Source organism: Pseudomonas sp. 05N431 (assembly GCF_056397005.1).
The window spans coordinates 236,683-249,339 of record NZ_JBFTMN010000009.1; the positions used below are offsets into that span (position 1 = coordinate 236,683).

The 12,657-nt window shown below is 60.8% G+C and carries 10 protein-coding genes and 1 pseudogene; 3 read left to right on the forward strand and 8 right to left on the reverse strand.

The window, feature by feature from the left end:
* Positions 1 to 23: 23 nt before the first annotated feature.
* Positions 24 to 1,076 (forward strand): NAD(P)-dependent alcohol dehydrogenase, encoded by a 1,053-nt coding sequence (locus tag AC1DIG_RS17580; protein ID WP_477768318.1) that lies wholly within the window; start codon positions 24 to 26, stop codon positions 1,074 to 1,076.
* Positions 1,077 to 1,091: 15 nt separating this feature from the next.
* Here the strand turns inward: AC1DIG_RS17580 and AC1DIG_RS17585 are convergent.
* Together AC1DIG_RS17585 and AC1DIG_RS17590 are read right to left on the reverse strand one after the other, a co-directional pair.
* Positions 1,092 to 1,196, reverse strand: a pseudogene (locus AC1DIG_RS17585) (IclR family transcriptional regulator); the annotation flags it as partial.
* Positions 1,197 to 1,221: 25 nt separating this feature from the next.
* Entirely contained in the window at positions 1,222 to 2,004 is a 783-nt protein-coding gene (locus AC1DIG_RS17590; protein WP_477768319.1) for an SDR family NAD(P)-dependent oxidoreductase, read from the reverse strand.
* Positions 2,005 to 2,214: 210 nt separating this feature from the next.
* Between AC1DIG_RS17590 and AC1DIG_RS17595 the strand changes: the two genes are divergently transcribed.
* On the forward strand, positions 2,215 to 3,363 hold the full coding sequence (locus AC1DIG_RS17595; RefSeq protein WP_477768320.1) for an aldose epimerase family protein: 1,149 nt from the start codon (positions 2,215 to 2,217) through the stop codon (positions 3,361 to 3,363).
* 86 nt (positions 3,364 to 3,449) lie between these two features.
* On the opposite strand, the gene araH is transcribed toward AC1DIG_RS17595, so the two are convergent.
* From araH to araD1, 6 genes are all read right to left on the reverse strand, one after another.
* On the reverse strand, positions 3,450 to 4,418 hold the full coding sequence (araH, locus tag AC1DIG_RS17600) for an L-arabinose ABC transporter permease AraH (protein WP_123583067.1): 969 nt from the start codon (positions 4,416 to 4,418) through the stop codon (positions 3,450 to 3,452).
* Between the two features lie 9 nt (positions 4,419 to 4,427).
* Positions 4,428 to 5,972, reverse strand: coding sequence for an L-arabinose ABC transporter ATP-binding protein AraG (araG, locus tag AC1DIG_RS17605; RefSeq protein ID WP_477768321.1), 1,545 nt, complete (start codon positions 5,970 to 5,972; stop codon positions 4,428 to 4,430).
* A 63-nt stretch (positions 5,973 to 6,035) separates the two neighbouring features.
* Entirely contained in the window at positions 6,036 to 7,046 is a 1,011-nt protein-coding gene (locus AC1DIG_RS17610; protein WP_477768322.1) for a substrate-binding domain-containing protein, read from the reverse strand.
* Positions 7,047 to 7,110: 64 nt separating this feature from the next.
* Entirely contained in the window at positions 7,111 to 7,986 is an 876-nt protein-coding gene (locus AC1DIG_RS17615; RefSeq protein WP_477768323.1) for an SMP-30/gluconolactonase/LRE family protein, read from the reverse strand.
* Between the two features lie 51 nt (positions 7,987 to 8,037).
* Positions 8,038 to 9,618, reverse strand: a complete 1,581-nt coding sequence (locus AC1DIG_RS17620; RefSeq protein ID WP_477768324.1) for an aldehyde dehydrogenase (NADP(+)) — start codon at positions 9,616 to 9,618, stop codon at positions 8,038 to 8,040.
* A 10-nt stretch (positions 9,619 to 9,628) separates the two neighbouring features.
* A complete protein-coding gene (gene araD1, locus AC1DIG_RS17625) occupies positions 9,629 to 10,621 on the reverse strand; it encodes an AraD1 family protein (protein WP_477768325.1) in 993 nt (330 codons plus the stop codon).
* A 272-nt stretch (positions 10,622 to 10,893) separates the two neighbouring features.
* Between araD1 and AC1DIG_RS17630 the strand changes: the two genes are divergently transcribed.
* Entirely contained in the window at positions 10,894 to 12,630 is a 1,737-nt protein-coding gene (locus AC1DIG_RS17630) for an IlvD/Edd family dehydratase (RefSeq protein ID WP_477768326.1), read from the forward strand.
* The last annotated feature ends 27 nt before the right edge of the window (positions 12,631 to 12,657 follow it).

Here is a 12,657-nt window from a genome sequence, read left to right on the forward strand (position 1 = left end):
TCACTGCTTTTACGAGGTTCACCATGTACACCGCCATCGGTTACGCCGCCCAGTCGGCCACCACTCCCCTCGCCCCGATGACCTTCGAACGTCGCAGCCCGCGGGCCGACGACGTAGCTATCGAGATTCTCTACTGCGGCGTCTGCCACTCCGACATCCATCAGGCCCGCAACGAATGGGGCATTGCCGTTTACCCGCTGATGCCAGGCCACGAAATTGTCGGCAAAGTCACCGCCATCGGCGCCAATGTCACCGCCCACAAGGTAGGTGATCTGGTCGGCGTCGGCTGCATGGTCGACTCGTGCCGCCACTGCGAAGCCTGCCATGCCGACCTCGAGCAATATTGCCTCGAAGGTCCGACCCTGACCTACGCGACCCCGGACCGGGTCGACGGCAGCAACACCATGGGCGGTTACTCCGACAGCATCGTGGTCAGCGAGCACTTCGTCGTACGCATCCCCGAGGCACTCGACCCGGCCAGCGCCGCACCGATCCTCTGCGCCGGCATCACCACCTACTCGCCGCTCAAGCACTATGGCGTGAAAGCCGGTGACAAAGTCGGGATTCTCGGTATGGGTGGCCTCGGCCACATGGGCATCAAGTTTGCCAAGGCCATGGGCGCTGAAGTGACGCTGTTCACCCGCTCGGCGAGCAAGGCCGAAGAAGGTCGCCGCCAGGGCGCGGACCACGTGATCGTCTCCACCGATGCCGAACAGATGAAGGCTGCTGCAGGACAGTTCGACTTTTTGCTCGACACCATTCCGGTGCAGCACGATCTGAACCCCTACCTCGATACGCTGCGCTTCGACGGCGTGCATATCCTGGTCGGTCTGATCGAACCGATCGATCCGCCCATCCACGCTGCCAAACTGGTGCTGGGTCGTCGAGTGCTGGCCGGCTCGTTGATCGGTGGTATCGCAGAAACCCAGGAAGTGCTGGATTTCTGCGCCGAGCACAACATCACCTGCGACATCGAAATGCTCGACATCCGCCAGATCAACGAGGCTTACAGCCGCATGATCGCCGGTGACGTGAAGTACCGCTTCGTCATCGATATGGCGACCTTGAAAGTCTGATCAGACTTTAGCGGCTTAGACCTTCAATCCGAGCGCCCCCGACAGCCGAGCCGTGCCCCCTTTGATCAGGGGAATCAGCTCGGCCATTTTTTCCAGCGGCATGTACGGCACAGTGCTGGCGGTGTTTTGAGGCTGCCCCAAACACCTAGACCCAACCACCATCGACGATGAAGTTTTGCGCCGAACACATGGAAGACGCCTCGGAGGCCAGGAAAAGCGCCATGTTTGCTATATGGAAAGGTTCCACGTTACCCGGCAGGCATTGGCTGCGGCTAATCAACTCCCTGGCGGCATCGTCAACCCAGAACGCGAGCTGCTTTTCTGTCATCACCCATCCTGGAACCAGGGTGTTGACCCTGATGCGCCATGGCCCCAACTCCCGTGCCAACGCCCTGGTCATGCCGTGGGTCGCCGCTTTACTGGCCGCGTAGACCGGGTATCCACTGGAGGCCATCATCCAGCCAATGGAACCCAGATTGATGATCGCGCCCTCCCCGGCGGCCTTCATCATGGGGACCACCGCCCGTGCGGCAAAAAAAGCATGCTTCAAATTGACGGAAATCAGTTTGTCGAAAGTCTCCGAGTCAACTTCATCCAAGGTGTGCCTGACATCATTGGCGGCATTGTTCACCAGGACATTCACAGGCCCCAGGGTCTGCGCAAAGCGTCCAATCGCCTCCTTATAAGCGCTCTCGTCAGTGATATCACAGTGAGCGAACTCGACCTTATGGCCCTCAGCCAACAATTGGGCCGCCAACTGCTCACCTTGGCTTTTGGCCATGTCCACGAATGCAACCTTTGCTCCCTGCCGGGCAAAAGCGCAAACCATGGCCTCACCGATCCCCGAGGCACCGCCGGAAATCAATACGGTTTTATCTTTGAGGTCGGTGTACACGGCCGGCACGCCGGCGCCCGTTTCATTACTCATATGACGCTTACTCCACAGTAGGCACTTCGATTCAGGCAGCGGGACTCAAGGTGCGCTCGGGCACTCATGGATCGCTTTCGCCAGCCACCAAATTAGTCTTACTTTATATTGCAAAATCGCCCTTTCAGACTATAAATTTACTGCTATTTCGACGATTTATCGCGAATTAGTAGAACTATTAAACTCAAAACAACAAAAGGACGTTCAACCATGCCGCAATCCCGACACCTGCTTTCCAGCCTTGGCCTTTCCCTGATGATGGCCAGCCTCGGCGTCCAGGCCGCTGGCCTGTCCAGCGAACACAAGGCGTTTGGCAAGACCCATGATGGAACTGCCATCGAGCAATATGTGTTGCGCAACAGCCATGGCATGCAAGCCACGGTCATTACCTACGGCGGCGTCTTGCAATCGTTGAAAGTGCCGGACAAGAACGGCAAGTTCGAAGACGTGGTACTGGGCTTTGACGATGTCCAGGGTTATCAGAGCGGCAAGGCATTCTTCGGCGCGACCATCGGACGCTATGGCAATCGCCTGGCCCAGGGTGCCTTCGAACTGGACGGCAAGCGTTACCAGATGCCGCTCAACGATGGCCCCAACTCGCTGCATGGTGGTGCGCTGGGTTTCGACAAGCGCGTCTGGAAAGCACAACCGCTCAACAGCAAGGACTCGGTCGGCGTGACCTTGAGCTACCTGTCGCCAGACGGTGAGATGGGCTTTCCCGGCAACCTGAAGGTCGAGGTCACCTACAGCCTTAACGACCATAACGAGCTGCGCATCGAGTACAAGGCCTCCACCGACAAACCCACGGTGCTGAACCTCACCAACCACAGTTACTTCAATCTCGCCGGGGCCGGTAACGGTGATGTGCTCAAACAGCTCGCCACCTTGCACGCCAGCCATTACACGCCGGTCAACGGCACCTTGATTCCAACCGGTGAACTGGCCCCGGTAGCCGGCACACCGATGGACTTTCGGCAACCGACCGCCATCGGCCAGCGCATCAAGGACGATCATCCGCAACTCAAATTCGCCGAGCCGAAACAAGGCGGTTTTGACTTCAACTGGGTCCTGGATGCCAAGGGTGATGTCAGCCAACTCGCCGCCGATGTGCGCGACCCGCAATCCGGTCGCCGCTTGCAGCTCTACACCAGCGAACCCGGGGTGCAGTTCTACACCAGCAACTTCCTCGACGGTTCGGTCAAGGGCAAGGCTGGCAAGGCCTACGGACACTGGAGCGCATTCACACTGGAGACCCAGCACTACCCCGACTCGCCGAACCAGCCGGGCTTCCCTAGCACACGGCTGGATCCAGGCAATACATATGCCCAGAACACCATCCTGAAGTTCTCGGCCGACTGAACCTGACCCAGAAGCTGTCGAGCCTTGGCGAGGCTCGACAGCTCCTACATTGAACGCATAGAACATCCCACATTGAACAACCGCGATCAGCGTTGTTTCATGCGGTCGATCACCACGGCCAGCAGCAGGATGGAACCCCGAATCACGTACTGGTAAAACGTGTCGATGTTTTTCAGGTTCATCGCATTCTCGATGATCGCCAGAATCAACACCCCGGCAATCACGTGCCGAATCATGCCGATCCCGCCGCTCAACGACACCCCACCCAGCACGCAGGCGGAAATCACCGTCAATTCGAAACCCTGGCCGATCATCGGCTGGCCGGAGGTCATGCGCGAAGCCAGGATCACCCCGGCCAAGGCACCGATAACCCCGTGCACGGCGAAGATGATGATCTTGGTCCGGTCGACGTTGACCCCGGCCAGCAGCGCCGCTTCCTGGTTGCCACCAATGGCCATGGTGTTGCGCCCATAGGTGGTGTAATTGAGCAGCCAACCAAAAAACAGGAAACAGCCAATGGTGATCAGGATTGGCACCGGCACGCCGAACAACTGGCCATTGCCATAGATGAAGAACTGATCCTGGGACACGCCGACTGCCTTGCCGTTGGCAAAGATATAGGCCAGGCCACGCACGATTTGCATGGTCGCTAACGTTGTGATCAGCGCGTTGATCCGCAGCTTGGCAATCACGATCCCGTTGATCAGCCCGACAAGCAGCCCCAGCAGCAGCGCCGCGCCGATACCGAGCAACACGCTGTCGGTGTCGCGCATCACCACCGCGGCAACGACCCCGGCACAGGCAATCACCGAGCCCACCGACAAGTCGAAATGCCCGGACGCCAGGCAATACAACATGGTGCACGCGGCGATGCCCGTAGTGGAAATCGCCAGCCCCAGACCACGCATGTTCAAGGGCGAGAGGAAGTTGTCGATGAGCAGGGTGCAGAGCACAAAGATCCCCAGCGCCGCCAACAGCATCGCCCAATTATCGAGCAGAGCGCGCACATCCAGGGGTTTGTGCGTCGTCGGCAACGCGTTGTTTTGGGTTGTCATAGTCACCTCTCAGTTCACCTGGCCGTCAGCGCGTTGGCGCGGCAAGGCCAGTTGCAGCAAGTTGGATTCATTGGCCTGTTCGCGGCTCTTCTCGCCGCGCATCACGCCTTCGCAAAGCACCAGGACGCGGTCCGAGACGCCCATCACTTCCATCAGGTCGCTGGACACGACGATCACCGCAATCCCGCTGGCGGCCAGGTTATGGATAATCTGGTAAATCTCGGCTTTCGCGCCGATATCGATACCGCGCGTCGGCTCGTCGAGCAGCAGCACCTTCATCGGCATCGACAGCCAGCGACCCAGAATGGCCTTCTGCTGATTGCCCCCCGACAGGTACATGATTTTCTGCGCCGCATGGGGCGTTTTCACTTTCAACGCCTTGATCTGCTTGTCGGCGTTGCTCTTCTCCCAACTGTCGTGCAACAGCCAGCCAAACCGGGAATGAGCGGTGCGTGCGCTGATGTTGATGTTCTCGGCAACGCTTGCAAGCGGAACGATGCCCTCCTTCTTGCGGTCCTCGGGACACAGCAGGACACCGGCGGCAATCGCGTCGCGCGGCGAGCGTAGTTTCAGTTCCTCACCGCACAGCTGCAGGCTTCCGGCCGTACTGCGCTCAAGACCGCCAAGCAGGCGCAGCAGCTCGGTGCGCCCGGCGCCGACCAGCCCGAACAGGCCGAGAATCTCGCCTTTATACGCCTCGAAACTCACCGCAGAGCGCAAGCCAGGCCCCAACAGACCATCGACCTTGAGCGCCACCTCGCCCCGTTGACGAGGGCGGTAGTCGTAGATGTCCTGAATGTCGCGACCGACCATGCAGGTGACCAACTGATCGTGGGTCAGCTCGCTCATGTCCTCGAACGTGCGCACGTAACGTCCGTCCTTGAACACGGTCACCGCATCGCAGATACGGAACACTTCCTCCATGCGATGGGAAACGTACAGCACCACTTTGCCCTCATCCCGCAGGCGCCCGATGATCGCCATCAAGCGCTCGATTTCCCGGGCCGACAGGCTGCTGGTGGGTTCGTCGAAGGCAATCACATGGGCGCCACGGGACAACGCCTTGGCGATCTCCACCAACTGCCGTTGCCCCAGGGACAGACGGCCGAGCTTTTCCAGCGGATCGATTTCATCGGCCAGGCCCTTGAGACAGGCCAGTGCCTGCTCGCGCAACGCACGGCGGTTGATCACACCGAAACGGGTCGGCAAATGCCCGAGAAACAGATTTTCCGCCACGGTCATTTCCGGCACCAGGTGCAACTCCTGGTGGATGACAGCCACGCCGCAGGCAATGCTGTCGGCGGCGCACTTGAAGACCATCGTCTGCTCGCCGATCTGCAGGCTTCCGCTGCTGGGGCTGTAGGCGCCGCCGAGGACTTTGAGCAAGGTCGACTTGCCAGCGCCGTTTTCGCCCATCAGGGCATGCACCCGCCCCGGGTGGGCAGTAAAGCTGATAGCGTCTAGCGCCTTGACCCCGGGAAAGGTTTTGCCAATGCCGTTGAAGCACAGACTGCCGCTGGCACCGTGCTGTTGTTTGTTCAATTGCGCATGCATAACCACCTCATCACACCGATCAGGCAGCCTTGTCACCAAGGCCGCCGAGGAAAACAACCGACCTCAGTTCCACAGACCGATCTTTTCCAGTTCCTGCTTGAAGTTGTCGCGCGTGATCAGTGTCACCTTGTCCATCGCGGTGTATTTCGCGGGTTCCTTGCCGGTGGTGACCCACTCGAACATCATGCTCGCGGTGTTGTAACCCTCAAGATGCGGACTGGGCAGCATCGAGCCGAAGAAGCCACTGTCGGGCTTCTTCAATTCGCCGATGGCGTCGGTGCCATTGATACCGATACCAATGACATTGGCTGCGGCAAAACCGGCGCTTTCGGTGGCGCGCACGGCGCCCAGCACACTGTTGTCGTTCATGCCGCCGACGATCAGTTTTTTCGCCGCACTCGGCAGTTTCACCAGTGCCGAGTTGGTGGCGTCCATGCTGCCCGGCACGTCGAGGGTCTTGAGCGGTGCAAACAGGATGTGGTCCTTCGGCAGGCCGGCGTCTTCAAGGGATTTGACTGACCCATCGATACGTTTCTTGCCGGTATCGAGTTCGTTGTAGGTAGTGATCACCGCGTAGGTGTCTTTCCAGTCCCAACCGCGCTTCTTCGCTTCGCCAGCCATGGCGGCGCCCTGCTGCTGGCCCACTTCGAAGGCGGCCATGCCGAGGTAAGGCACGTCCTCCATGAACTTGCCGCCGGCATCGACGAAGCGGTCATCCACCGCGATCACTTTCAAATCATTGGCCTTGGCCCTGGCCACGATCGCAGGGCCCAGGGACACATCCGGCGCGCAAATCACGAAGCCCTTGGCGCCGTTGGCGGCGAGGCTGTCGATGGCCGAGAGAGTTTTCTCGCCATCCGGCACGGCGATCTTGATCACGGTAAAGCCCTTGTCCTTACCGGCCTTTTCAGCGAAAGCCCATTCGGTCTGGAACCAGGGTTCCTCCGCTTGCTTGACCAGAAACCCGATCTTCGCGGGCTCGGCGGCGGCCAGCAGCAGGCTGCTCATGCTGACGGCCGATGCCGCCAGGGCGATACTGCACAGGGAACGGATTACACGATGACGACGATTCATAAGGTGACTCCTTGTTTTTGTTGTGAGTGCGAGCTGTGAACCAGTGCAGCCTGATGCTTGAAATTTATCCTGCAAATCGGTGACAGATTTTCCCGGCGATATCGACCTCAATGGCCAGCACCGCTCCGTCCAGCGGATGATTGAGCGGGCTTGCGGCGCTGGTGATGTACAAGGTTCGCAGATCCTTGCCACCGAACACGCAACTGGTGGGTCGGCTGACGGGGAGCTCGATCACGCGGTCGACCTCGCCATCGGGCGCCAACCTGAGCAAGCAACCGCCGTCCCAGCGGGCGTTCCAGAGATAGCCTTCGGCGTCCATGGCCGAACCGTCCGGGACGCCACGCGGGTGCGGCCCGAACCACTTCCGGGGCGAATCGAGCTGGCCGTCGATACCGATCGAATACCGATACAGCGTGCCGTCCAGGCTGTCGCCAAAATACACCTGCGTGGCGTCCTCGCTCCAAAGCAAGGTATTGGGAATACCCAGGCCATGCAGTAGCGGCGTGACTCGCGCATTGGCATCGATACGGAACAAACCACCGGAACGCCGCAGGACCGGCAGGTCTTCGCCCTGCTCCCCAATGTTGTTCTGCATGGTGCCCAGCCAGAGCCTGCCCCCGGCATCGCAACGGGCCTCGTTGGGACGATTGCCCGGTTGCGAATCGGCGACGCAGAGCAAGGTCAGGTGCGGTGCCGCTTGCGTGGAGCTCAGGTCAAGGCGATACACGCCGCTGCTCAGGGTCACCAACGCATCGCCGCTTTCGCAGGGAATGAACGCCGACACCGGCTCCGGCAATTGCCAGACCTGCAGATTTTCACCACTCAGGCGTAATGCCTGTTGGCCGGCAATATCGACCCAATACAGGGCCTGGCCGGGCGCGTCCCAAAACGGACCCTCGCCCAGTTGCGCACGGTGTTCGGTCACTGCGGTCCACACCATGAAGCCTCCTGGATAGTTACTGATTTTCGGGCGCTGACGAGCTTGCTCGCGTTACAGCCGGTCACGCGATGGCTGTCCATCCACCAGACGTTGAATGCGCAACGGGTTGGCATTTTTCAATGCGTCCGGGAGCAAACTGTCGGGGTAGTTTTGAAAGCACACCGGGCGCAGGAAACGGTCGATGGCCAGGGTACCCACCGACGTGCCACGGGCATCCGAGGTTGCCGGAAAAGGCCCGCCATGCACCATCGAATCACAGACCTCGACACCGGTCGGATAACCGTTGAGCAGGATGCGACCGACCTTCTGCTCCAGCAACGGCGTCAGCTCGCTGAACTGCTCGAAGTCCGCGGTTTCGCCAATGATCGTCGCCGTCAGTTGGCCGTGCAGCCCGTGCAATGCGGCACTGAGTTGCGCCTGATCGGCCACTTCAACGAACACGGTGGTCGGACCGAACACTTCTTCCTGAAGCACTTCATCGCCATTGACCAGCAAACTCGCATCAGCCTTGAACAACTGTGGCAGCGCCTGATTACCCGCTTGTGGATGGCCAGCCAGGTGCTCGATGCCAGGGTGCGCAAGGAGCCTTTGCAAGCCTTTGCCATAACTGCTCAAGGTGCCGGTGTTGAGCATGGTCTGGGCGGGCTGGTCGCCGATCAGTTGCGCGACCTGCCGAGTGAACGCAGTGAACTGCGGTGAACCGATGCCGATTACCAGGCCCGGGTTGGTACAGAACTGACCGCAGCCTTGCACCACCGAGGCGGTCAGGTCACGGGCAATGGTGTCAGCCCGCGCTTGCAGCGCCTGGGGTAACACGATCACCGGGTTGATGCTCGACATCTCGGCGAACACCGGGATCGGTTGCGGGCGTGCCGCCGCCATGTCGCACAGCGCTCGACCGCCCTTGAGCGAGCCGGTGAAACCGACCGCCTGGATTGCCGGATGCTTGACCAACGCCTCACCGACCCCGGCGCCATAGATCATGTTAAATACGCCGGCGGGCATTCCGTTTGCCTCGGCCGCCCGGATGATCGCATCGGCGACCCGTTCGGCGGTCGCCATGTGCCCGCTGTGCGCCTTGAAGACCACCGGGCAACCGGCCGCCAGCGCCGCAGCCGTGTCGCCGCCGGCAGTGGAAAACGCCAGCGGAAAATTGCTCGCGCCAAACACCGCCACCGGCCCCAGGCCAATGCGGTACTGACGCAGATCCGGGCGCGGCAACGGTTGGCGATCAGGCAGCGCCCGATCGATGCGCGCCCCGTAGAAATCGCCACGACGCAGCACGTCGGCGAACAGGCGCATCTGGCTACTGGTACGCTTGCGCTCGCCCTGGATGCGTGCAACAGGCAGCGCGGTTTCACGGCAAACCAGGGCGATGAACTCATCGTCCAGCGCATCCAGTTCATCGGCCACTGACGCCAGGAAATACGCGCGACGCTGCGCACTCAAGGCTCGATAGGCCGGGTAGGCCGTCGCGGCAGCATTGGCGGCGGCATCGACCTCCTGCGCCGTCGCCTGGTGGAAAGCATGGGGCAATGCTTCGCCAGTCTGCGCGTCGAAGCTTTGCAGGGTCACGCTGCCGGTCGCACTGCGCCGGCCGCCGATGTAGTTGTGACCAAGAATCCGAGTCATGCCTGTCTCCTTAAAGTGTGCCTACCTGACCGGGGGCCAGCTCCGCGTCGCCGCTGGCGATACCGTTGATCAAGGGCGCGCCGAACTCCGCCTGGCTGATTTCGAACACATCGCCCGGTTGCGTACGGATACCGTCCGCGAAAGACAGGGTCGCGGTGCCGAAGAAGTGAATGTGCACATCCCCCGGTCGCAGGAACTGACGGTATTTGAAGTGGTGGTATTCAAGGTTTTCCAGGCTGTGGCACATATTGGCTTCGCCACTGAGGAACTCGTTCTGCCACACGACCTTGCCATCACGCAAAATGCGACTGCTGCCGGCCAGGTGCTGGGGCAGTTCACCGACCCGCAGTTCAGGACCAAAGCTGCAATTGCGTAATTTGGAGTGGGCCAGGTACAGGTAATTCCTGCGCTCCATCACGTGATCGGAGAACTCGTTACCCACGGCAAACCCCAGGCGATAAGGCTTGCCGTCGTGGCCGATGACATACAGACCGCCGATTTCCGGCTCTTCGCCGGCGTCTTCGGCGAATGGCGGCAGCGCGAATGCCTGACCCGGACGCACGACAGTGCTGCCGTCGCCCTTGTAGAACCATTCCGGTTGCACACCGACCTGACCGGCAGCGGGTTTACCGCCTTCCACGCCCCACTTGAAGATCCGCATGGTGTCGGTCATCGCGCTGTCGTCACCGGCCTGCTGATGCATCTTGTCCCGTGCCGCCGCACTGCCCAGATGGGTCAGACCGGTTCCGCTGACCAGCATATGCGCCGGGTCCGGGTGATCCAGTGGCACCAGTATCCTGAGCTCGGTCAGCAATTGCGCATAATCGTGACTGCCACCCAGGCCGAGGCGCTGGACCTGTTGCCGCAGATCGACGCCCGTCTCGATGGCGGCCAGCGCCAGCTCGCGCACCGTGCGCGCGGATTGCACTTCACGGACCAGACCGTCCTCGACCACGCCGACCCGGCGCTCGCCGTTACTCAATTCGAACTGAACTAAACGCATGAACCTTCTCCTGATCGCGGGCTCAGGAAAAGCTTTGGTTTCAGCGTGATGCGACGAATCGGTCGCAGCTCCTGACCCATGGGATCGATCTCCAATTGTTGTTTTTATGGAAGCTCGGGGACGCCTCTCGCGGAAAACCGCCAGGGTCATACCTCAGTTGCAAACGACTATATAGTATTACTATTTACTCAACAAGACTTCCAAACCTGAGATTTTGCGCTTATGTTAGGGCCAGAAAAGAACAATATAGTCTTACTATAAGAGAACCAGTCATGTCTGATAAAAAACCCGACCTGCGCTCCGCCCAGTGGTTTGGTACCGCCGACAAGAACGGCTTCATGTACCGCAGCTGGATGAAGAACCAGGGCATTGCCGACCATCAGTTCCACGGCAAGCCCATCATCGGGATCTGCAACACCTGGTCGGAGCTGACCCCGTGCAACGCGCACTTCCGCCAGATTGCCGAGCATGTCAAACGCGGGGTGATCGAGGCCGGCGGCTTTCCCGTGGAGTTCCCGGTGTTCTCCAACGGTGAGTCGAACCTGCGCCCCACCGCCATGCTCACCCGCAACCTGGCGAGCATGGACGTCGAGGAAGCCATTCGCGGCAACCCGATCGACGGTGTGGTGCTGCTGACCGGCTGCGACAAGACCACGCCGGCGCTGCTGATGGGCGCCGCCAGTTGCGACGTCCCTGCCATCGTCGTCACCGGCGGGCCGATGCTCAACGGCAAGCACAAGGGCCAGGACATCGGCTCGGGTACCGTGGTGTGGCAACTCAGCGAACAGGTCAAGGCCGGCACCATCAGCATCGACGACTTCCTGGCGGCCGAGGGCGGAATGTCTCGCTCGGCGGGGACCTGCAACACCATGGGCACCGCCTCCACGATGGCCTGCATGGCCGAGGCACTGGGCACCTCCCTGCCCCACAACGCAGCGATTCCGGCGGTGGATGCGCGCCGTTATGTCCTGGCGCACATGTCCGGGATGCGCGCGGTGGAGATGGTTCGCGAAGACCTGAAACTGTCGAAGATCCTCACCAAGGAAGCCTTCGAAAATGCCATTCGCGTCAACGCCGCCATCGGCGGCTCGACCAACGCGGTGATTCACTTGAAAGCCATCGCCGGGCGCATCGGCGTCGAGCTTGAACTGGATGACTGGACCCGCATCGGTCGCGGCATGCCGACCATTGTCGACCTGCAACCGTCCGGGCGTTTCCTGATGGAAGAGTTCTACTATGCCGGGGGCCTGCCGGCCGTCCTGCGCCGCCTCGGCGAAGCCAACCTGATTCCCCATCCCGACGCCTTGACCGTCAATGGCAAGTCGATCGGCGACAACACCAGAGAGGCACCGATCTACGGCCAGGACGAAGTGATCCGCCCCCTCTCCAACCCGATCCGAGCGGACGGTGGCATCTGCGTGCTGCGTGGCAACCTGGCCCCTCTCGGTGCCGTGCTCAAGCCTTCCGCCGCCAGCGCCGAACTGATGCAGCATCGCGGCCGTGCGGTGGTGTTCGAGAACTTCGACATGTACAAGGCGCGGATCAACGACCCGGAGCTGGACGTCGATGCCGACTCGATCCTGGTGATGAAAAACTGCGGTCCCAAGGGTTATCCCGGCATGGCGGAAGTAGGCAACATGGGCTTGCCGGCCAAATTGCTGGCCCAGGGCGTCACCGACATGGTGCGGATTTCCGACGCGCGCATGAGCGGCACGGCGTACGGCACCGTGGTCTTGCACGTCGCCCCGGAAGCAGCTGCCGGCGGACCGTTGGCCGCCGTGAAAGAAGGCGACTGGATCGAACTCGATTGTGCCAATGGGCGTCTGCACCTGGATATCCCGGACGCTGAGCTGGCGGCGCGCATGGCCGACCTGCAAGCGCCACAGAACCTGATCGTGGGCGGCTATCGCCAGTTGTACATCGATCATGTGCTACAGGCGGACCAGGGCTGCGACTTCGACTTTCTGGTGGGTTGCCGCGGCGCCGAGGTGCCGCGTCATTCACACTGATAGTGAATCGGTTCAGGCGTACAGGAG